General features: G+C 69.2%; 25 protein-coding genes. 18 read left to right on the top strand and 7 right to left on the bottom strand.

Annotation, left to right across the window (positions count from 1 at the left end):
* Positions 1-20: 20 nt before the first annotated feature.
* The 7 genes from CK500_RS10740 to rpsB are packed head-to-tail and all read left to right on the top strand — an operon-like array spanning position 21 to position 3,642.
* Positions 21-374: a 50S ribosomal protein L18e gene (locus CK500_RS10740; protein ID WP_008848306.1), complete on the top strand. Its 354-nt coding sequence runs from the start codon at positions 21-23 to the stop codon at positions 372-374.
* A complete protein-coding gene (locus CK500_RS10735) occupies positions 371-820 on the top strand; it encodes a 50S ribosomal protein L13 (RefSeq protein ID WP_095637223.1) in 450 nt (149 codons plus the stop codon). The genes CK500_RS10740 and CK500_RS10735 overlap by 4 nt, the downstream gene beginning before the upstream one ends.
* Positions 814-1,212 carry a 30S ribosomal protein S9 gene (locus tag CK500_RS10730; protein ID WP_004046452.1) on the top strand — a complete coding sequence of 133 codons (399 nt, stop codon included), beginning with the start codon at positions 814-816 and terminating at the stop codon, positions 1,210-1,212. Before CK500_RS10735 ends, CK500_RS10730 begins: the two co-directional genes overlap by 7 nt.
* Before the next feature lie 12 nt (positions 1,213-1,224).
* Entirely contained in the window at positions 1,225-1,419 is a 195-nt protein-coding gene (locus CK500_RS10725; protein WP_004046453.1) for a DNA-directed RNA polymerase subunit N, read from the top strand.
* 3 nt (positions 1,420-1,422) lie between these two features.
* A complete protein-coding gene (locus CK500_RS10720) occupies positions 1,423-1,602 on the top strand; it encodes a DNA-directed RNA polymerase subunit K (protein ID WP_050024947.1) in 180 nt (59 codons plus the stop codon).
* Positions 1,602-2,804 (top strand): phosphopyruvate hydratase, encoded by a 1,203-nt coding sequence (gene eno, locus CK500_RS10715; protein WP_095637222.1) that lies wholly within the window; start codon positions 1,602-1,604, stop codon positions 2,802-2,804. The genes CK500_RS10720 and eno overlap by 1 nt, the downstream gene beginning before the upstream one ends.
* A gap of 16 nt (positions 2,805-2,820) precedes the next feature.
* Entirely contained in the window at positions 2,821-3,642 is an 822-nt protein-coding gene (gene rpsB, locus CK500_RS10710) for a 30S ribosomal protein S2 (RefSeq protein WP_095637221.1), read from the top strand.
* A gap of 146 nt (positions 3,643-3,788) precedes the next feature.
* Here the strand turns inward: rpsB and CK500_RS10705 are convergent, their stop codons facing one another.
* Positions 3,789-4,139 carry a DUF4870 domain-containing protein gene (locus CK500_RS10705; RefSeq protein ID WP_095637220.1) on the bottom strand — a complete coding sequence of 117 codons (351 nt, stop codon included), beginning with the start codon at positions 4,137-4,139 and terminating at the stop codon, positions 3,789-3,791.
* A 72-nt stretch (positions 4,140-4,211) separates the two neighbouring features.
* Positions 4,212-4,766, bottom strand: a complete 555-nt coding sequence (locus tag CK500_RS10700) for a mechanosensitive ion channel family protein (protein WP_095637219.1) — start codon at positions 4,764-4,766, stop codon at positions 4,212-4,214.
* Positions 4,767-4,870: 104 nt separating this feature from the next.
* Here CK500_RS10700 and mvk point away from each other — a divergent pair, with 104 nt between their 5' ends.
* From mvk to CK500_RS10680, 4 genes are all read left to right on the top strand, one after another.
* Positions 4,871-5,905: a mevalonate kinase gene (gene mvk, locus CK500_RS10695; protein WP_095637218.1), complete on the top strand. Its 1,035-nt coding sequence runs from the start codon at positions 4,871-4,873 to the stop codon at positions 5,903-5,905.
* Positions 5,902-6,717, top strand: coding sequence for an isopentenyl phosphate kinase (locus CK500_RS10690; RefSeq protein WP_095637217.1), 816 nt, complete (start codon positions 5,902-5,904; stop codon positions 6,715-6,717). The genes mvk and CK500_RS10690 overlap by 4 nt, the downstream gene beginning before the upstream one ends.
* Before the next feature lie 121 nt (positions 6,718-6,838).
* Positions 6,839-7,876 (top strand): Mrp/NBP35 family ATP-binding protein, encoded by a 1,038-nt coding sequence (locus CK500_RS10685; RefSeq protein WP_095637216.1) that lies wholly within the window; start codon positions 6,839-6,841, stop codon positions 7,874-7,876.
* Entirely contained in the window at positions 7,873-8,232 is a 360-nt protein-coding gene (locus CK500_RS10680; protein ID WP_095637215.1) for a hypothetical protein, read from the top strand. Before CK500_RS10685 ends, CK500_RS10680 begins: the two co-directional genes overlap by 4 nt.
* Before the next feature lie 375 nt (positions 8,233-8,607).
* Here CK500_RS10680 and CK500_RS10675 read toward each other — a convergent pair whose 3' ends face one another.
* The gene (locus CK500_RS10675; RefSeq protein WP_095637214.1) at positions 8,608-9,105 is read right to left on the bottom strand and encodes a hypothetical protein; all 498 of its coding nucleotides are present in this window, start codon (positions 9,103-9,105) and stop codon (positions 8,608-8,610) included.
* A gap of 101 nt (positions 9,106-9,206) precedes the next feature.
* Here CK500_RS10675 and CK500_RS10670 point away from each other — a divergent pair, with 101 nt between their 5' ends.
* Positions 9,207-10,331, top strand: a complete 1,125-nt coding sequence (locus CK500_RS10670) for a CobW family GTP-binding protein (protein WP_095637213.1) — start codon at positions 9,207-9,209, stop codon at positions 10,329-10,331.
* 15 nt (positions 10,332-10,346) lie between these two features.
* Here CK500_RS10670 and CK500_RS17405 read toward each other — a convergent pair whose 3' ends face one another.
* The gene (locus tag CK500_RS17405) at positions 10,347-10,499 is read right to left on the bottom strand and encodes a hypothetical protein (protein WP_004046465.1); all 153 of its coding nucleotides are present in this window, start codon (positions 10,497-10,499) and stop codon (positions 10,347-10,349) included.
* A 163-nt stretch (positions 10,500-10,662) separates the two neighbouring features.
* Between CK500_RS17405 and CK500_RS17400 the strand changes: the two genes are divergently transcribed.
* Entirely contained in the window at positions 10,663-10,830 is a 168-nt protein-coding gene (locus tag CK500_RS17400) for a hypothetical protein (protein WP_198951548.1), read from the top strand.
* Between the two features lie 57 nt (positions 10,831-10,887).
* Here CK500_RS17400 and CK500_RS10665 read toward each other — a convergent pair whose 3' ends face one another.
* Together CK500_RS10665 and CK500_RS10660 are read right to left on the bottom strand one after the other, a co-directional pair.
* Positions 10,888-12,057, bottom strand: a complete 1,170-nt coding sequence (locus tag CK500_RS10665) for a glutathione-independent formaldehyde dehydrogenase (protein WP_095637374.1) — start codon at positions 12,055-12,057, stop codon at positions 10,888-10,890.
* A gap of 129 nt (positions 12,058-12,186) precedes the next feature.
* Positions 12,187-14,613, bottom strand: coding sequence for a methyl-accepting chemotaxis protein (locus CK500_RS10660; RefSeq protein WP_095637212.1), 2,427 nt, complete (start codon positions 14,611-14,613; stop codon positions 12,187-12,189).
* Between the two features lie 160 nt (positions 14,614-14,773).
* On the opposite strand from CK500_RS10660, the gene CK500_RS10655 reads away from it, so the two are divergent.
* Positions 14,774-15,091: a DUF5785 family protein gene (locus CK500_RS10655; protein WP_095637211.1), complete on the top strand. Its 318-nt coding sequence runs from the start codon at positions 14,774-14,776 to the stop codon at positions 15,089-15,091.
* Between the two features lie 15 nt (positions 15,092-15,106).
* On the opposite strand, the gene CK500_RS10650 is transcribed toward CK500_RS10655, so the two are convergent.
* Positions 15,107-16,567, bottom strand: coding sequence for a bifunctional metallophosphatase/5'-nucleotidase (locus CK500_RS10650; protein WP_095637210.1), 1,461 nt, complete (start codon positions 16,565-16,567; stop codon positions 15,107-15,109).
* 300 nt (positions 16,568-16,867) lie between these two features.
* Between CK500_RS10650 and rpl7ae the strand changes: the two genes are divergently transcribed.
* The 4 genes from rpl7ae to ndk are packed head-to-tail and all read left to right on the top strand — an operon-like array spanning position 16,868 to position 18,133.
* Positions 16,868-17,230 (top strand): 50S ribosomal protein L7Ae, encoded by a 363-nt coding sequence (gene rpl7ae / locus CK500_RS10645; protein ID WP_095637209.1) that lies wholly within the window; start codon positions 16,868-16,870, stop codon positions 17,228-17,230.
* A 6-nt stretch (positions 17,231-17,236) separates the two neighbouring features.
* On the top strand, positions 17,237-17,461 hold the full coding sequence (locus CK500_RS10640) for a 30S ribosomal protein S28e (protein WP_004046478.1): 225 nt from the start codon (positions 17,237-17,239) through the stop codon (positions 17,459-17,461).
* A gap of 3 nt (positions 17,462-17,464) precedes the next feature.
* Positions 17,465-17,653: a 50S ribosomal protein L24e gene (locus CK500_RS10635; protein ID WP_004046480.1), complete on the top strand. Its 189-nt coding sequence runs from the start codon at positions 17,465-17,467 to the stop codon at positions 17,651-17,653.
* A complete protein-coding gene (gene ndk, locus CK500_RS10630; protein WP_095637208.1) occupies positions 17,654-18,133 on the top strand; it encodes a nucleoside-diphosphate kinase in 480 nt (159 codons plus the stop codon).
* Positions 18,134-18,290: the final 157 nt, after the last annotated feature.

The following is an 18,290-nucleotide window of genomic DNA, read 5'->3' as shown; positions in this document are numbered from 1 at the left end:
CCAGTTCAGGAGGGACAGCTATGAGTAGCAAGACGAATCCGAAACTACAGAACCTCATCGCCGATCTGAAGTCGGTCTCGCGCGACTCCGGTGCCAACGTGTGGCAGGACGTCGCCGACCGACTGGAGAAGCCACGGCGCACGCACGCTGAGGTCAACCTGGGCCGTATCGAACGATACGCGCAGGAAGACGAGACGGTCGTCGTCCCCGGCAAGGTGCTGGGCAGCGGTGTGCTCGAAAAGAACGTCACCGTCGCCGCCGTCGACTTCTCGGGCACCGCCCGCACGAAGATCGACCAAGCCGGCGAAGCGGTGTCGCTCGAACAGTTCATCGAACAGAATCCTGAAGGGAGCAACGTCCGGGTGATCCGATGAGTCTCGCGAAGATCGACGCGGACGTCGTCGTCGACGCCCGCGACTGCATCCTCGGTCGCGTCTCGTCGAAGGTCGCCCAGCGCGTCCTCGACGGGGAGACGGTCGCCGTCGTCAACGCCGAGCGCGCGGTCATCACCGGTAACGAGGACGCGACGATGGAGACGTACCACACCCGCGCGGAGCTCGGCTCCGACAGCGGGCCGTACTACCCCAAGCGCCCCGACCGGATCTTCAAGCGCGCCATCCGCGGCATGCTGCCGTACAAGACGGAGGACGGTCGCGAGGCGTTCTCGAACGTGCGCGTGTACGTCGGGAACCCCTACGAGCGCGACGAGGACGTCGAGAGCGTCGTCCTCGACGGCACCTCGCTCGACCGCCTCTCGAACATCAAATTCACGACGCTCGGGGACATCTCCGAGTCTCTGGGAGCCAACGTCACATGGTAACTAACACCTCAGGCAAGAAGAAGACGGCCGTCGCCCGCGCCACCGTGCGCGACGGCGAGGGCCGCGTTCGCATCAACTCCCAGCCAGTCGAGCTGGTCGAACCGGAGCAGGCGCGGCTCAAGATGCTGGAGCCGTTCCGCATCGCGGGCGAGGAGCTCCGCGCCGACGTGGACATCGAGGTCAACGTCGAGGGCGGCGGCTTCAGCGGCCAGGCCGACGCGACGCGGACCGCCATCGCGCGCGGTCTCGTCCAGCACCTCGGCGACGCCGAGCTGCGCGACGCGTACATGAACTTCGACCGCACGCTGCTGGTCAACGACGTCCGCCAGTCCGAACCCAAGAAGTGGGGCGGACCCGGCGCGCGTGCCCGCTACCAGAAGTCCTACCGCTGAGGTGATCCAGTCATGATGATCCCCGTCCGGTGTTTCACGTGCGGCAACGTCGTGGGTGAACACTGGGAGGAGTTCAAGGAGCGCGCCCGCGAGGGCGACGAGGACCCCGGCGAGGTCCTCGACGAGCTCGGCGTCGACCGGCACTGCTGCCGCCGCATGCTGGTCAGCCACCGCGACCTCGTCGACGTCGTCTCGCCGTACCAGTAAACCATGTCAGAACAGCGATACAATCGATACGAGAAGGCACGAATCCTCGGCGCGCGAGCGCTGCAGGTGTCCTACGGGGCGCCCGTGCTGATCGAGACGGACCAGACGGAGCCGATCCTCGTCGCCGCGGAGGAGTACGACGCGGGCGCGCTCCCGTTCACGGTCCGGAGGGAGTCCAACTGATGACTCGAATCACCGGCGTCTCGCTGCGTCGCGTGCTCGACTCGCGCGGGAACCCGACGGTCGAGGCCGACGTGCTCACCGAGTCCGGCGGCTTCGGCCGCGGGGCGGCGCCCAGCGGGGCGTCGACCGGCGAGTACGAGGCGATCGAGCTCCCGGCCAACGAGTCCATCGCGGCGGCCCGCGAACACGCGGTCCCCCGCCTCGAAGGCGTCTACGCAGGCGACCAGCGCGCGGTCGACAACGCCTTACGCGCCGCCGACGGGACGGACGACTTCTCGGCGATCGGCGCCAACAGCGCGGTCGCGATCTCGATGGCGGCCGCGAAGGCCGCCGCCGACGTGCTCGGTGCGCCGCTGTACCAGCACCTCGGCGGCGCGTTCCGCGGCGAGAACTTCCCGATTCCGCTCGGCAACGTCGTCGGCGGCGGGGAGCACGCCAAGGAGGCGACCCACATCCAAGAGTTCCTCGCGGCCCCCGTGGGCGCGCCGAGCGTCTCGGAGGCCGTCTTCGCGAACGCCGCGGTCCACGCGGCGGTCGCGGACGTGCTCGACGAGCGCGGCGTGCCCGCGGCGAAGGGCGACGAGGGCGCGTGGGCGCCCCCGATCTCGGACGCGGACGCGTTCGACGTCGTCGACGAGGCGGTCGACCGCGTCGAGGAGGAAGTGGGCTTCGAGATCCGCTTCGGCCTCGACATGGCGGCCGCCGAGCTGTACGACGACGACGAGGGCGCGTACGTCTACGGCGACGAGACCAAATCGACCGGCGAGCAGATCGACTACGTCGCCTCCCTCGTCGACGAGTACGACCTCGCGTACGTCGAGGACCCGCTCGACGAGAACGACTACGAGGCGTTCGCGGAGCTGACCGACCGGGTCGGCGACCGGACGCTGATCTGCGGCGACGACCTGTTCGTCACCAACGTCGAGCGGCTCCGCGAGGGGATCGACACGGGCGCGGCCAACAGCATCCTGATCAAGCCGAACCAGATCGGGACGCTGTCGGACGCGTTCGACGCGGTCGAACTCGCCTCGCGGAACGGGTACGAGACGGTCATCTCCCACCGTTCGGGCGAGACCGAGGACACCACCATCGCACACCTCGCCGTGGCGACCGACGCCGGCTTCATCAAGACCGGCACGGTCGGCGGCGAGCGAACCGCCAAGCTGAACGAACTGGTCCGCATCGCGGACGACGCGGTATGACGGGCCGACACCACGCATGAGCGAAGACAACGACGCGGTCGAACTCGACGACGACGCGGAGACCGAGGCGGTCGACGCGGCGGTCGAGGAGGAGGCCGACACGACCGAGGAACCGACCGCCGACGCGGCTGCCGAGGGGGCGTCCGCCGACGCCGAACCCGAAGCAGCCGCCGACGCCGAGACCGGAGACGCCGAGGGCGACGCCGACGACGAGGAGGACGCCTCCCCGTTCGACGACGACGTCATGCCCGACGACGACGTCGACCTGCTGATCCCCGTCGAGGACTACCTCTCCGCCGGTGTCCACATCGGGACCCAGCAGAAGACGAAGGACATGGAGCGGTTCATCCACCGCGTCCGCGACGACGGGCTGTACGTGCTCGACGTGAGCACGACGGACCAGCGGATCCGCACCGCCGCGGACTTCCTCGCGAACTACGACCCCGAGCAGATCCTCGTCACGTCCTCGCGGCAGTACGGCCGGTTCCCGGCCGAGAAGTTCGCGGACGCCATCGGCGCCCGCGCCCGCACGGGACGCTTCATCCCCGGCACGCTGACGAACCCCGACTACGCCGGCTACATCGAGCCGGACGTCGTCGTGGTGACCGACCCGATCGGCGACGCGCAGGCCGTCAAGGAGGCCATCACCGTCGGCATCCCGGTCATCGCGATGTGCGACTCCAACAACCAGCTGTCGAACGTCGACCTGGTCATCCCGACGAACAACAAGGGTCGACGCGCGCTGTCGGTCGTCTACTGGCTCCTGGCCAACGAGACGCTCGACCGCCGCGGCGCCGACACCGTGTTCGCCCTCGACGACTTCGAGGACGAGCTGTAAGTCGACCTTCGACGTCGAGTTTGACTTTTCTGCGATCGAACGGTCGCCGAGCTGTTCCGAACGCGCTCGTCAGTGGCGACGGCGCGCTTCGCGGGGAGGCTTGCGAGAATGGCGTCAGCTGACAGTCTGCCGGCGTCGTCGTCCGATCAGATGATGTCCGGCGTGTACGGATACGAGTACACCTGTCCGTCGTTGGCCTTCACCGTTGCCATCAGAACGAGGATGACGTCGATCAGCCCGATGAGCGGAAGCAGCAGCAGACCGATAAACACGAACGACAGCACGCCGGCGATCATGAGCGCGACGAACACGACGATCTGGAAGTTGATCGCGTTCTTCGCGTTCTGTCTGACGAGCTCGTCGTCGTCGTCCGCGAGGATCAAAAAGAGGATCGGCCCGAGGAACGAGGCAACGAGCGCCGACGCGTGCGCCAACGCCGCGAGCGTCGTGTCCCCCGATACTGTTTCCCCGCCGTCAACTGTTGTCTGTCCCGACATGTCCGTTCGCTCTCCGTCTCATCGGATAAAGGTTCGGTGAGAGGGGACTGACAGACCGGTACGTGCCGATGGTCAGTCGGACGCCGCCTCGCCCGACCCCTCGTAGGTCCACTTCCCTTCGATCTCCCGGTTCGCGAGGACGACGCGGTCGCCGTCGTCCGTGTCGATCCGGGTCTTCCGGAGTTCGATGGCGGCGACCGTTCCGGTTACGCCCTTCGCCTCGACGCGGTAGCCCGGGTTGAAGTCGGGATCGCGGAGGAGGTAGACGCCGGCCACCGTGTCCTCGATCATCTCGGAGAGCGCGTACGAGACGCCCAGCGCGATGAAGCCGACCGCGGTGCCGAGACTCGCGGCGACGTCACCCATGCCGAGGATCTTGAGCAGGGTGAGCGCGACGCCGAACCAGAGGAAGACCGCCACGACGGTAACCACGAGATTCCCGACGAGCTCGCGCTCGGCCGGGTAGATCCGGCGGACCGACCGGCGGACGATCCCGAGGACGACGCGGACCAGCGCGTACGCCAGCGCGAGGAAGACCAGCCCGGAGAGCACGCGGGGGATCGCGGCGACGACCCCGTCGAGGAACCCCCGAAGCGACTCCGCGAGCAGGTTCGAGAGGATCTGCATGACACACGCGACGGGAGCGACGGACGAAAAGGTGAGGGACCGCGGAGGATGTCGCTCGCGGACCAAGCGCAACGCCTGTAAGCACGCGGGGAGAGGGAGTTCGTATGACCGTCTGTGAAGCGCCGGGGAAGGTGTACCTCTTCGGCGAACACGCCGTCGTCTACGGCGAGCCCGCCGTGCCGGCGGCCATCGAGCGACGCGCCACGGTGACCGCCGAGCCCCGGTCGGACGACCACGTCCGCGTCGAGGCCGAGGACCTCTCGCTCGACGGGTTCACGGTGGAGTACACCGGCGGGACCGGCGACCGGCCCGACGTGGACGTGCCGACGCCGCTGGTCGAGGCCGCGATGGGCTACGTTGACGCCGCGGTCGAGCAGGCGCGGGACGCGGCCGACGCCCCCGACGCCGGCTTCGACATCACCGTCGAGAGCGACATCCCGCTCGGCGCCGGGCTCGGCTCGTCGGCCGCCGTGGTGGTCGCGGGGATCGACGCCGCGACCCGCGCGCTCGGCGAGCCGCTCGACCGCCGCGAGCTGGCCGACCGCGCGTACCGCGCGGAGTACGAGGTGCAGGACGGACAGGCCTCCCGCGCCGACACGTTCTGCTCGACGATGGGGGGCGCGGTCCGCGTCGAGGGCGACGACTGCGAGCGGATCGAGGCCCCGAACCTCCCGTTCGTCGTCGGCTTCGACGGCGGCGCCGGCGACACCGGCGAGCTGGTCGCCGGGGTCGGCGAGCTGCGCGAGGAGTACGAGTTCGCCGCCGACACCGTCGAGTCGATCGGCGACCTGGTCCGCACCGGCGAGGCGCTGCTCGAAGACGCCGTCCCGGCGGGCGACGCCGCGGCCGGCGCGGAGCCGTCGCCGGAGCTGCTCGCGGAACTAGGCGAGCTGATGGACTTCAACCACGGCCTGCTCGCCGCGCTCGGCGTCTCCGCGCGCTCGCTCGACGCGATGGTATGGGCCGCCCGCGACGCCGGCGCTCACGGCGCGAAGCTCACGGGCGCCGGCGGCGGCGGCTGCATCGTCGCGCTCGACGCGAGCGACGCGACGGAGACCGCGCTCTCGTTCACGCAGGGCTGCGAGGAGGCGTTCCGCGCCGAGCTGGCGACCGAGGGCGTCCGGGTGGTGGAGCCGTGACGGGCGACGGCGCCGCCCCCGAGGACGCCCCGGACGCCCCCGAACCGGACGCCGCGACGCCCCCCGTCGTCCTCAAGCTCGGCGGGAGCCTGATCACGGAGAAGGACCGGCCGGAGACGCTCGACGGCGCGGCCCTCGACGCGGCCTGCGACGCGGTTGCGAGCGCACTCGCCGCCGGCGCGGTCGAGCGACTGGTCGTCGTCCACGGCGGGGGGAGCTTCGGCCATCACCACGCCAGCAAGCACGGCGTCTCGACGACCGCGGGGACGAGCGAGGCGGACGCGGTGATGGACATCCACGGCGCGATGACGGAGCTGAACCGGGCCGTCCTCGACCGGCTCCGCGACCGCGGCGTGCCCGCGATCCCGGTACACCCCCTCTCGCTTTCGGCGCGGCCCGCGGGGCCGGACGGCGACCTCGACCTGCCGCTCTCCTCGACGGCGACGCTGCTCGGGGAGGGGTTCGTCCCCGTGCTCCACGGCGACGGCGTCGCGACCGCGGGCGCCGGCGTCACCGTCGTCTCCGGCGACGAGCTGGTCGTCGAGCTCGCGACCGGGCTCGGCGCGCGCCGGGTCGGCGTCTGCTCGACGGTGCCGGGCGTCCTCGACGGCGACGGCGAGGTGATCCCCGCGATCGACGAGTTCGGCGCGGTCGCGGACCTGCTCGGCGCCAGCGACGCGACCGACGTGTCGGGCGGGATGGCCGCGAAGGTCCGCGAGCTGCTGGCGCTCGACGCGCCGGCGCACGTGTTCGGCGCCGCGGGACTGGAGCCGTTCCTGCGCGGCGAGGACGCCGGAACGCGGATCGACTAGCCCGGTCCGTCGCCGATCGGTTCGGTGCCGCGGGGGATCCACACGCGGCCCCCGTCGGATCGACGAGGGCGCGGCGCGCACGTACAGAACCCTTATTCGGGCCACCGCCCTCCCTTTCGACATGAACGAAGCGGACGTGCGAGAGCGGCTCGCCGACGTGCAGGACCCCGACCTCGGCGACGACATCGTCTCGCTCGGGCTGGTGAACGACATCGAGGTGGACGGAGACGAGGTCCGCATCTCGCTCGCGCTCGGCGCCCCGTTCTCGCCGCACGAGTCGGCGATCGCCGACGACGTGCGGGACGCGCTCGCGGACACCGGCCTCGACGTGGAGCTGTCGGCGTCGATCCCGGACGATCTGGACGCGGACGAGCAGGTGCTCCCCGGCGTGAAAAACGTGATTGCGGTCGCCTCGGGGAAGGGCGGCGTCGGGAAGTCGACGATGGCGGTCAACATCGCGGCGGGGCTCTCGGAGATGGGCGCGCGGGTCGGCCTGTTCGACGCCGACGTGTACGGGCCGAACGTCCCGCGGATGGTGTCGGCCGAGCAGCGCCCCGAGACCGACGGCGAAACGATCGTCCCCTCCGAGCAGTTCGGCATGAAGCTGATGAGCATGGACTTCCTCACCGGCGAGGACGACCCGGTGATCTGGCGCGGGCCGATGGTCCACAAGATCATCACCCAGCTCGTCGAGGACGTCGAGTGGGGCGAGCTCGACTACCTCGTGATGGACCTCCCGCCGGGCACCGGCGACACGCAGCTCACCATCCTCCAGACGCTCCCGCTGACGGGCGCCGTGATCGTCACGACGCCGCAGGAGGTCGCGCTCGACGACGCGACGAAGGGGCTCCGGATGTTCGGGAAACACGACACGAACGTCCTCGGGATCGCCGAGAACATGGCCGGGTTCAGATGCCCCGACTGCGGCGGGTTCCACGAGATCTTCGGCTCCGGCGGCGGGAAGGCCCTCGCGCAGGAGCAGGACCTCCCCTTCCTGGGCGGCGTCCCGCTCGACCCGGCTGTCCGGACCGGCGGCGACGACGGCGAGCCGGTCGTGCTCAACGAGGGCGAAACCGCGGACGCCTTCAAAGTGATCGTGGAGAACGTCGCGAACAACGCCGGCGTCGTGCGCCGCCGCGGGGTGAGCCGGGGGCGATGAGCGGGGACGGTAGAGACGGCAAGGGCGGCAAGAGTGACGACGAGGGCGCCGAGAACGACGACGCGAACGGCGACGAACCCGACGCCCTCGACGCCGCCGGCATCGATCCGGTCGTCCCGGAGTCGGCCGCGGACGCGGCCGACGAGGCGTTCGCCGAGGACGACGAGGTCCGCTCGTTCCTCCGCGAGATCGCCGAGGACGTGCGGGGGGACAGCTCCGAGAGCAAGCAGCTCTCGGCGATCCTCTACCGCGTGTCGGACTTGTACGACCCCGACGAACAGACCTCGCCGGAGGAGATCTACCTGAACGTCCGGCACATCATGCAGATCAAAGCGCAGGGCGGGATCGAGCGATAGGACGCGGTCGGCGATCGCCACGTGGTTGTCGACTTTTTATAAATGGTTGTCTGTGGATCGACGACAAACACGGCCAACGCTCCAGCCGATCGTTTATAAGTAACTCACAGCGGCTCCGTGGTGAAGACCGCAGATCCCGAGCTGATTGCTTATAAACAGCTGTCCGCGGATCGAGGGAGAATGCGCTCAAAGCCCCCAACCGTTCGCTTATAACTGGCCGTCTACGGATCGACGGTGAACGGTTTCAGCGCCCACACCGCAACCGCACCTCACGCCTCCCCAGCCTCGTCGGCCGGCGCTTATAAGGGCCGGCCGATCTCCCTCGCACGCGCACCTCGCGCCCGATGGGCGCTCGGCGGCGCGCGCCGCCGCGGCTCACTTATGAACTCGCGATCCGAGATCACGGGTCACTGACACCGTTTCCGCTAACACCGTGTCCTCACCGTGGCGGACTTCGACGCGCTCGGGAACCGGAGGCTCGGTGAACGCGACCGCCACCTCGTAGGGGTGAGACTCGGCGGCGTCGTTGCACGCGGTTATCAGCGGACGTTTCTCGATCGCGATCCGGATCGACAGCAGGTCGGCCGAACGCGTCGCCTCGATCAGCGAGACCCGGTAACAGTCCTGCACGCCGCCCATCGTTCGCCCCCTGACGAGGAGTCGGGGCGGCTCCCGATCGAGTTCGCGGCGAAGTTCGGCCGCGTCGAAGGCGTCGCTGTCGCCGGGGTCGAACTCGCCAGTGTGTTCGCGGCGGAAGGTCACCTCGGCGCCGTCGATGGTTTCGGGAATCTCGCCCCACGGGGGCGTGGGACACCCGGCGAGCGAGGTAGTCGAGACGGCGGCTGCGGTCGCGAGGAGGGCTCTGCGGCGCATGAGGGCGGATGCGTTCGACGCGGCGATAGGCTTTGTGGCGTCGGCGTCGGAGGGACCCGATCGATCGTTTCATACTGTTAGCACGGCTCACAGTAACACACATGAGCGACGACGACCGGACCCCCGTGACGGTTCTCAGCGGGTTCCTCGGCGCCGGGAAGACGACGATGGTGAACCACCTGCTCGCGAACCCGGGCGACAGGCGGATCGCCGTCATCCTGAACGACATGGGCGAGGTGAACGTCGACGCCGAGCTCGTCGCGCGCGAGAACGACGAGGAGGGGATCGTCGACCTCTCGAACGGCTGTATCTGCTGTCGGCTGCAGGACGACCTGCTGAGCGAGGCGGCGTCGCTCGCGGACTCGCGCGAGTTCGACTACCTCCTCGTCGAGTCGTCGGGCATCTCCGAGCCGATCCCGGTCGCGCGGGCGTTCACGGAGGGGACCGAGGACTCCGAGGTCGACCCGACCGAGCGCTTCCGGCTCGACACGATGGTGACCGTCCTCGACACCTACGGGTTCTGGAAGGAGTTCGACGCCGGCGAGAGCCTGCCGGGCAACGGGGAGCCGGCGGCGGACCGCCCCCTCGCCGACGTGCTCGTCGAGGGGATCGAGTTCTGCGACGTGCTCGTGTTGAACAAGACGGACATGGTCCCGGACGACGTGCTCGACGAGATCGAGTCGGTCGCGGACCGGCTCGGTCCCCGGGCGAAGCGAATTCGGACGAGCTACTCCGAGGTCGACCCCGGCGACGTGCTCGGCACGGGGCGGTTCGACTTCGAGACGGCGAAGCGCTCGCCGGGGTGGAAGCGCGCGATTGCGGAGAGCGAGTCGGGAGACGGCGGCGAGCCCCGCGGCGACCACCGCGGTCACGACCACGGCGAGGGCGCCGCCGCGGCCCACGGGGTCGACTCGTTCGTCTACCGCTCGGCCGACGCTCTCGATCCGGAACCGTTCGCGGACTGGCTCGGCGACTGGGACGGGGCCGTCGTGCGGGCGAAGGGGGTCGCCAACGTCGCGGGCACCGACGAGGTCATCGGCGTGAGTCAGGCCGGTCCCTCGGTGCAGGCGGGGCCGATCGGCGAGTGGGGGGCGGACGACGACCGCCGCACGCGGCTCGTGTTCATCGGGAGCGAGATGGACGAAGCGCGGATCCGCGACGAGCTCGACGCGCTGGCGGCGTCGGACCCGGCGGCGGTCCGGGGGGCGGACGCGTTCCCGATCTGAAGGGGCGACGCCGCGTCAGATTCCCAGTTCCGCCTGCAGGTCGTCCCAGTCCTCGTGGAACCCGTGGGTGGACTCGGTCTCGGCGCCGACGGCCGACTGGTAGACGTCGTCGTACTTCAGCAGCTCCCCCCAGCCGTCGTGGAACGCCCAGTTGCAGTATTTACACATACGGGTCGCAACGCGCGGAACCGACAAACCGGTTTCGGCGGTGCGAGCGGGAGAGTGCACCTCGACGGAGACGAGGAGACCACGTCCCCCGAGCGCCGACAGAGTGAACCGCGCGCGTGACGTACGGTACCTATCGACGCGATCGGCCCGCGACGAGACACACATGGTCACCTACAGGCGCGGCGGACACGTACAGGGCGGGGACGAGGCGGTCGAACGCACCTGCGAGCACTGCGGCTGGCACTGCGTCGCCGACGGCTATCCGGAGCTCGTCGGGCGGTACCAGTCGCACCTCCGTGACGAGCACCCGAAGGCGTGGCTCCGGGCCTGATTCGCGGCGCGGTGAGAAAAAGTCGGACCGGCGGCGGCGAGACTTCGCGTCGTCGACTCAGGGTTCGAGCAGGACCTTCGTGACGCCCTCCTCGCGGGCGTCGAACGCCTCGTACATGTCGGGGGCCTCCTCGAGGTCGACGCGGTGCGAAACGACCCAGCTCGGGTCGGCGCGCCCCTCGATGATCATGTCCCGGAGGTACCGGTTGTACTCCTTCACGTTACACTGGCCCGTGCCGCACTTGAGCCCCTTCTCGAAGAACTTCCCGAAGTCGATCCCGAGCCGCCCCTGCGCGGCCATGTCGTCCGGCGCGCCCGGGTCCTCCGGCACGTACAGGCCGGGGATGCCCAGCTCGCCCGTCGGCCGGACCACGCGGATGAGGTTGTTGATGACGACCGCCGGGTTCTCCTTGGCCGGCTGGTAGGAGTAGTCCTCGGTGTCGGTGTCGACGTCGTCGGGGTCGGTCGCCTGATAGCCGACCGCGTCGACGCCCTTGTCGACCATCCCGCCGTGCTCCTCGATGATCTGGTCGACCGGGTCGCCCTCGGAGAAGTCGATCGGGTGGGCGTCGCAGTGCTCCTCGGCCAGCTCCAGTCGGCTCGGCACCTGGTCGACGACGTAGATCTCGGCCGCGCCCTTGATCTTCGCGCTGTAGGCGGCCATCAGCCCGACCGGCCCGGCGCCGAAGATGGCGACGGACTCGCCCGACTCGAGGTTCGCCAGCTCGGTGCCGTGCCACCCGGTCGGGAAGATGTCCGCGAGCAGCGAGAACGCGTCCTCGTGTTCGCGTCCCTCGGGCAGTTTCAGCGCGTTGTGGTCCGCGTACGGGACGCGCAGCTTCTCCGCCTGTCCGCCCGGATACGGGCCCATCGCGACGTAGCCGTACGCCCCGCCGGCGAAGCCGGGGTTGACGTTGGTACAGAAGCCGGTGTACCCCTCCTCGCAGTTCTGACAGAAGCCGCACGAGACGTTAAACGGCATCACGACGCGGTCGCCCTCCTCCAGCGTCGAGACGGCCTCGCCGACCTCGCTCACGATCCCCATGTTCTCGTGACCGAACACGATCCCCTCCTCGGCGGCGGTCCGCCCCTCGTACATGTGGAGGTCGGACCCGCAGATACACGAGGTCGTGATGTCGACGACGACGTCGTTCGGGTGTTCGATCTCCGGGTCGTCTACCTCCTCTACGGCCACGTCGTACGGGCCTTGGTATACAACGGCTCTCATGATGTGATCCGTGTGATCGATGGACACCGAGTAATCTAAACGTTTTTACATTATACTATACAGTTAATAAATTGAGGTATAATTCAACTACGCGTCGACTCGCCTGCGCGGGACGGGCCGGTTCGGGAATCAGTCGTCGTCGGACGGGACCGGATCGTCGACCCCCGGTTCGTCCCGTGCGGACGAGCGTCGGGACGGGTCCCGGGCCGTCGCCGGCTCGAAGGCGTCGTCGCTGATCTCGCTCTCGGCGGTCTCGTCGTCGCTGCTCCCGTCGCCGTCTCCCTCGTCCGCCCGGTCGTCGCGCGCCTCGAACTGGTCTGCCAACCCCCGGAGCTCGTCGGCGCGGCTCGACAGCGACTCCGCGCTCGACGAGATCTGCGAGATCGCCGCGGTCTGCTCCTCGGCGGCGGCGGAGACGTTCTGGGCCTCGCTGGCGGTCTCGACGCTCACCTCCGAGACCTCGTCGATCATCGCGACCGCCTCCTGCGTCGAGTCGGCCTGCTCGTCGGTGGCGTCGTTGATCGACTGGATCCCGGCGTTCGCGTCAGACACCTCCTCGACGATCGCCTCCAGCGTGTCGACGGTGTCGTCGACGATCTCGCGACCGCGCTCCACGTCCTCCTCCATGGCGAACATGTCGTCCGCGACGGAGTGGGTGGAGTCCTCCACGCCCTCGATGAGCGATTCGACCTCGGTCGTCGCCTCGGCCGTCTCCTCCGCGAGCTCTTTCACCTCGCGGGCGACGACCGCGAACCCCTCGCCCGCCTCCCCCGCGCGGGCGGCCTCGATGGAGGCGTTGAGCGCGAGAATGTTCGTCTGCTCGGCGATGTCGTCGATCAGCCCGACCACCTCGCCGATCCGCTCGACCTCGTCGCGGAGGTCCGCCATCTCGTCGACGGTGCTCCCCATCTCCGCCTCGATCCGGTCCATGTGGTCGATCGCGGCGTTCGCCTGCTCGCGGCCGTCCTCGCCCGACTCCGCCGTCCCTGCCGACTGCGCCGCCAGCTCGTCGGTCGAGGAGGCGATCTCCTCGACGGTGGCCGAGAGGTCGTTGAGCTCGGCGGCCGCGGTCGAGAGGTTCTCCTCCTGTCTCTCGGCGCCCACGGAGATCTCCTCGACGCTCTCCGCGACGTCGACGCTCGTCGACTCCACCTCCTCGGCGGACGCGGTCACCTCGGAGCTCCGCTCGCCGACGGTCTCGGCGGCGTCCTGAATGGCCACGACCAGCCCCTCGACGCGGTCGAGCATCTCGTTCACCGAGGTCGCGATCTCGGTCATCGCCTCGCTGTCGCTCTCGGGGTCGAGCCGGCGCGTGAGGTCGCCGTCGGCGACCGCGTCGATCTCTTCGCCGTACTCGTCCGCCTTCCGCTCGAGGTGCCCGGAGAGCGCCTCGGCCTCCTCGCGGGCCTCGGCCGCCTCCGCGGCGGACTCTTCGACCGCCTCGATCTGCTCGCGCATGGTGTTCCGAATGCGGTCAAACAGCCCGGAGAGCTGCCCGAACTCGTCGGTCCGCGAGCGGTCGATGTCGACGTCGAGGTCGCCGGCCTCGATCGCCTCGGCGTACCCCCGCAGCTCGTCGACGGAGCCGTTCACGTCCCGAGAGATGAACGCGCCAACCGCGACGAGCCCGAGGATGGCGATCCCGATCAAAAGCAGCACGCTCCGGGTCACGTCGCCGACGGTGCCGTACACCTGCCCCTCGGGCGCCGCGACGACGACCGTCCACGGCTTGTTGTCGACCGGGACGCTCGCGGCGACGATCCGGTCGGCGTCGACGACGTCCTGCCCCGCGCCCGAGACCTCGTCGACGCGGGGTTCGTCGCTCGTGGTCTCGAGGTGCGGGAGCTCCTCGATGAGGAAGTACTCCCCCAAGATCGCGTCGCTGTTCGCGGAGAGCGCGACCCGCTCGGTCTGCGCCGAGACGATCTCCATGTTCGCGCCCTCGACCGGCGGGCTCAGGATCGCGCCCCGGTCCGCGAGGCTGGTCGTGACCACGATCGCCATCCCCGGCGTGTTCTCTATCCGGCTGACGAACGCGAGCCTGGTCTCCCCGTCGACGGCGTACGGTTCGAACGACCGGACCTGGTCGGGACCGGCGAATCCGGCGGGCCCGACCGCCCACGGTCGGTCGTCGATCCGAACCGTGGTGTCCTCTCGCTCCGTCGCGGTGCTCACCACGATCTCGTTCGACACGAGGTCGTAGTAGTGGATGTCGACGACGTACTCCGGGAGGATCCGGTCGTTGTTCCGGAGCTCGTCGCGGATCACGTTCTCGCTCGACGACTGGACCCGGCGCTCCGCGGAGATGCGGCGCGCGTGGTCGTTCCCCTCCTCGATGAACCCCTCGATCCCCTCGGCCTCGCGCTCGGCCGACGAGACCAGCGTCTCTCGGGCGTCGGACTCAACGCTCGCCTGGACCTGGTCGAACGCGAGCGCGCCCGCCCCGAGCAACACCGCCGAGACGACCAGTATCACCGCCGCGATCTTGAAGAGGTACTGCCCGCGAATGCGGTCGTAGAGGGTCCGGAGGGCGCCTGAATCCTCGTCAGTAGGCATTACACCGCGATTCTCTCACCTGTTTATAAACTTGGGCAGATGATTATCAGTTAGGATAATCCACGGAGCATGGATGTCGACGGGCGTCGGCCCGGTCGCGGCGACGACGCCCGCCGTGTGTTCCGTAATGACTATGCCCGGTCCCGGTGAATTCGCGGGTATGGACTGGCCACACGACCCCGACGGCGAACAGGGGAGCGAGGGCAGGCGGCAGTACGGGCACGCGGTGCTCGCGAAGAAGGTCGACGAGGAGGAGGACTTCCCGCTGTCGGCCGCCGACTACGTCGAGCAGTACGGCGACCACCCGATCCGGATCGACTACGAGACGGTCGTCTCCGTCGAGGAGATCTTCGAGGGCGTCGAGAAGGAGGAGTTCGCCGACTTCGTCGAGTTCCACCAGGAGCTCGGGCGCGCGATGCGCGAGAACGGCTACTGGTTCTACGAGGGCGCAGAGCAGTTCGTCGACGGCAGCGCGTAGGCTCTTTCCGTTTTCTCACCGACTTTCGCCGGCGACTTCCCGCCGGTTCCGGATCTCGATCCGCCCCTCGATCCGCGGGTCGATCCCGCGTTCACGGGCGTAGTCGGCGAGCACCTCGTACTGGATGTCGGCCTCGTCGATCCGGTGGCGCTGCGCGAGCGTCGGGAACTCGTGGTCGGAGTGGAGCAGGTACTCCGAGACGGCGACCGTGTAGCGCGCCTCGGGGTCGATCGGCTCGCCGCCGACCGTGGCCTCGAGAACCAGCTCGGCGTCGGCGTCCCAGACGACCCGGGCGTTCGAGACGTGGCCGTGCCACCAGTCGTCCTCGCCGAAGTCCACGTCGGGGGCGGCCATCTCGCGGAACACGTCGCGGAGCTCCGCGCCCGTGACGGACGCGAGCGCCACGGGCTCCTCGAACGGGATCAGGCTGATCAGGTCGGCCTTCGTCACGTCGCCGTGCCACGGGTCGCCCTGTCGGAGCCCGCCGGCGTTCGACAGCCCAACGTCGGCGTCGAGCGCCCAGCGGAACGCGTCCGCGACGAAGTTGCCGACGCGGCACTCCCCGCCGTGGACGATCTCGCCGGTCCGCTCGATCGGCTCGTCGACGCGGTCGACGACCTCGTCGAGGTCGGCGGCCGCCATCCGCTCTTCGAGGGCGGCCTGGAGCGCGGCGAGCGGTTCGGCGCCGTCCGGCTCGTGGAGGGTCGCGGTGGGGGCGGGGTCGTCGGCGCCTTCCGCACCGTCGACCGCGCCGGCGCCGTCGGCCGCCACCGAGCCGCCGAACTCGACCTCGACGACGGCCTCGCCGTTGACGCCGGGACGGACGAGCAGGGTGTCGCCAACGCGCTCGTTGCGCGGGCTGTGGACGTGCCCCCCGAGGATCGCGTCCACGTCGAGCTCGCGGGCGAGGTCGTCGTCGCCCGCGCCGAGGTGCGAGAGGACGACGACGTGATCGAGTCCGTCGCCGTTCTCGGCGACCTCGTCCCGCATCTCGGCGAGCGCGTCCCGCGCGGCGGCGACCGGGTCGTCGAAGGTGAGGTCGGCGGCCATCGGGTTCAGCGAGTCGGTCGCGGGGTCGGTGACGCCGACGAAGCCGACGGTCGCGCCGTCGATCCGTCGCGTCGTCCACGGGACGACCCCCTCGTCGCGGCCGAAGGGGTCCCCGTTCTCGTCGCGGACGTTCGCGGAGACGAACGTCGCGGTGGCGTCGCCCACCAGCCCGCGCAGGGCGTCCGGCCCGTAGTCGAACTCGTGGTTGCCGAACGTGTCGAGGCGGGTGTCCGTCGCGGCGTAGAAGTCGAGGACCTGCCGGCCGGTCGCGACCAGCGAGAGGACGCCCGGCGCGGTCGTGTCACCGGTGGCGACGACGGCGGCGTCCGGGCCCGAGAGCTCTCGGATCCGGCCGGCGAGGCGGGCCGCCCGCTCCGGGGCGTCGAAGACGTTCTCGATGTCGGAGTAGTGAACGAGACGGACCATTCGATGTGCGGAGGGAGGGGCGAGCGACGCTTAAAAAGCGCGGAGTTCGGCGGCGGATCGCCGTCGAGGCGCGGCGTGGGCGCGGCGAGACGGCCCCGAGTTATCGTCGCAACGCCGCGGGTGCGGCGGGTCCGAGCCCCGTGAGCCCCGCTCGCACACGCGCAGGACATTGAAAGCGCTTTTATGGATGTCCGGACTACGTCGCTTCACAGCCTCTGCGGGGTTGATGATGTGCCGTGCCGTTAGGGACCGACCACGGTGCGAGCACGCGAGCCCGCGCGGAGGATAGGTGAACAACATATGCCCGTTTACGTAGACTACGAAACCCCAGCCGACCTCGCCGAGCGATCGCTCGAGGCGCTCGAGGTCGCCCGAGACACCGGTACCGTGAAGAAAGGAACCAACGAGACCACGAAGGCCGTCGAGCGCGGCAACGCGGACCTCGTCATCGTCGCCGAGGACGTCTCCCCCGAGGAGATCGTGATGCACCTCCCCGAACTCGCCGAGGAGAAGGGCATCCCGGTCGTCTTCGTCGACACGCAGGACGAAGTCGGCCACGCCGCCGGCCTCGAAGTCGGCTCGGCCGCCGCCGCCGTCGTTGACGCCGGCGACGCCGACGACGACGTCGAGGACATCGGCGAGAAGGTCGCGGAGCTCCGATAACCACCCATGAGCGCAGAAGAGGGCACCGGCGACTCGACGACCGCGGAGGTCATCGAGGTCGTCGGCAAGACCGGGATGCACGGCGAGGCCATGCAGGTCAAGTGCCGCATCCAGGAAGGATCGAACCAGGGCCGGATCATCACCCGGAACGTCCTGGGTCCCGTCCGCATGGGCGACGTGCTCCAGCTCCGGGAGACCCAGCGCGACGCCGACTCCATCGGAGGGCGATAACCAATGGTCGAGACACGAACCTGCGACTACACCGGCGAGGAGATCGAGCCCGGCACGGGCACGATGTACGTCAAGAAGGACGGACAGATCCTCCACTTCGTCGACTCGAAGGCGGAGAAGAACTACTTCCTCGGCCGCGAGGCGCGCGACCTCGAGTGGACCGAGGAAGGGCGCAACCAGGGTGGCGAGTAGATGAGCCACCACGACGAGCGCACCTTCGTGATGGTGAAGCCGGACGGCGTCCAGCGCGGCCTCATCGGCGAGATCGTCTCTCGCTTCGAGGAGCGCGGCCTGAAGCTCGTCGGCGGCAAGTTCATGCAGATCGACGAGGAGCTCGCCCACGAGCACTACGGCGAGCACGAGGGGAAGCCGTTCTTCGACGGCCTCGTCGAGTTCATCACCTCCGGCCCCGTCTTCGCGATGGTGTGGGAGGGCGCTGACGCGACCCGACAGGTCCGCGCGATGGTCGGCGAGACCGACCCCGCCGAGTCCGCCCCGGGCACGATCCGCGGCGACTTCGGCTTAGACCTCGGCCACAACGTGATCCACGCGTCGGACCACGAGGACGAGGGCGCGAACGAACGCGAGATCGACCTGTTCTTCGACGAGGACGAGCTCGTCGACTACGGCCTCGACACCGCCGCGTGGGTGTACGAGGACGAGCAGCACTGAACGGCGACGCCGCGTTCCGTTTTCGTCGACCTCCGCGTTCCCGCGAGCGGTAGCTATTTCGACACACCTCGTTTCCGGTGAAATCACATCTGAAATTCGGCGACTGCGACGCGAACTGGACACGAACCGACTGATAAACACGTCCCGACGAGCTCCG

The sequence above is a fragment of the Halorubrum salipaludis genome (assembly GCF_002286985.1).
Taxonomy (GTDB): Archaea; Halobacteriota; Halobacteria; order Halobacteriales; family Haloferacaceae; genus Halorubrum; species Halorubrum salipaludis.
This window is presented reverse-complemented; position numbering and strand designations above follow the sequence as displayed.

What these genes read in the sequence shown, in the direction of transcription:
- CK500_RS10740 (WP_008848306.1), top strand. Translation starts at nt 21, where the DNA reads ATGAGTAGCAAGACGAATCCGAAACTACAGAACCTCATCGCCGATCTG.
- CK500_RS10735 (WP_095637223.1), top strand. Translation starts at nt 371, where the DNA reads ATGAGTCTCGCGAAGATCGACGCGGACGTCGTCGTCGACGCCCGCGAC.
- CK500_RS10730 (WP_004046452.1), top strand. Translation starts at nt 814, where the DNA reads ATGGTAACTAACACCTCAGGCAAGAAGAAGACGGCCGTCGCCCGCGCC.
- CK500_RS10725 (WP_004046453.1), top strand. Translation starts at nt 1,225, where the DNA reads ATGATGATCCCCGTCCGGTGTTTCACGTGCGGCAACGTCGTGGGTGAA.
- CK500_RS10720 (WP_050024947.1), top strand. Translation starts at nt 1,423, where the DNA reads ATGTCAGAACAGCGATACAATCGATACGAGAAGGCACGAATCCTCGGC.
- eno (WP_095637222.1), top strand. Translation starts at nt 1,602, where the DNA reads ATGACTCGAATCACCGGCGTCTCGCTGCGTCGCGTGCTCGACTCGCGC.
- rpsB (WP_095637221.1), top strand. Translation starts at nt 2,821, where the DNA reads ATGAGCGAAGACAACGACGCGGTCGAACTCGACGACGACGCGGAGACC.
- CK500_RS10705 (WP_095637220.1), bottom strand. Translation starts at nt 4,139, where the DNA reads ATGTCGGGACAGACAACAGTTGACGGCGGGGAAACAGTATCGGGGGAC.
- CK500_RS10700 (WP_095637219.1), bottom strand. Translation starts at nt 4,766, where the DNA reads ATGCAGATCCTCTCGAACCTGCTCGCGGAGTCGCTTCGGGGGTTCCTC.
- mvk (WP_095637218.1), top strand. Translation starts at nt 4,871, where the DNA reads ATGACCGTCTGTGAAGCGCCGGGGAAGGTGTACCTCTTCGGCGAACAC.
- CK500_RS10685 (WP_095637216.1), top strand. Translation starts at nt 6,839, where the DNA reads ATGAACGAAGCGGACGTGCGAGAGCGGCTCGCCGACGTGCAGGACCCC.
- CK500_RS10680 (WP_095637215.1), top strand. Translation starts at nt 7,873, where the DNA reads ATGAGCGGGGACGGTAGAGACGGCAAGGGCGGCAAGAGTGACGACGAG.
- CK500_RS10675 (WP_095637214.1), bottom strand. Translation starts at nt 9,105, where the DNA reads ATGCGCCGCAGAGCCCTCCTCGCGACCGCAGCCGCCGTCTCGACTACC.
- CK500_RS10670 (WP_095637213.1), top strand. Translation starts at nt 9,207, where the DNA reads ATGAGCGACGACGACCGGACCCCCGTGACGGTTCTCAGCGGGTTCCTC.
- CK500_RS17405 (WP_004046465.1), bottom strand. Translation starts at nt 10,499, where the DNA reads ATGTGTAAATACTGCAACTGGGCGTTCCACGACGGCTGGGGGGAGCTG.
- CK500_RS17400 (WP_198951548.1), top strand. Translation starts at nt 10,663, where the DNA reads ATGGTCACCTACAGGCGCGGCGGACACGTACAGGGCGGGGACGAGGCG.
- CK500_RS10665 (WP_095637374.1), bottom strand. Translation starts at nt 12,057, where the DNA reads ATGAGAGCCGTTGTATACCAAGGCCCGTACGACGTGGCCGTAGAGGAG.
- CK500_RS10660 (WP_095637212.1), bottom strand. Translation starts at nt 14,613, where the DNA reads ATGCCTACTGACGAGGATTCAGGCGCCCTCCGGACCCTCTACGACCGC.
- CK500_RS10655 (WP_095637211.1), top strand. Translation starts at nt 14,774, where the DNA reads ATGGACTGGCCACACGACCCCGACGGCGAACAGGGGAGCGAGGGCAGG.
- CK500_RS10650 (WP_095637210.1), bottom strand. Translation starts at nt 16,567, where the DNA reads ATGGTCCGTCTCGTTCACTACTCCGACATCGAGAACGTCTTCGACGCC.
- rpl7ae (WP_095637209.1), top strand. Translation starts at nt 16,868, where the DNA reads ATGCCCGTTTACGTAGACTACGAAACCCCAGCCGACCTCGCCGAGCGA.
- CK500_RS10640 (WP_004046478.1), top strand. Translation starts at nt 17,237, where the DNA reads ATGAGCGCAGAAGAGGGCACCGGCGACTCGACGACCGCGGAGGTCATC.
- CK500_RS10635 (WP_004046480.1), top strand. Translation starts at nt 17,465, where the DNA reads ATGGTCGAGACACGAACCTGCGACTACACCGGCGAGGAGATCGAGCCC.
- ndk (WP_095637208.1), top strand. Translation starts at nt 17,654, where the DNA reads ATGAGCCACCACGACGAGCGCACCTTCGTGATGGTGAAGCCGGACGGC.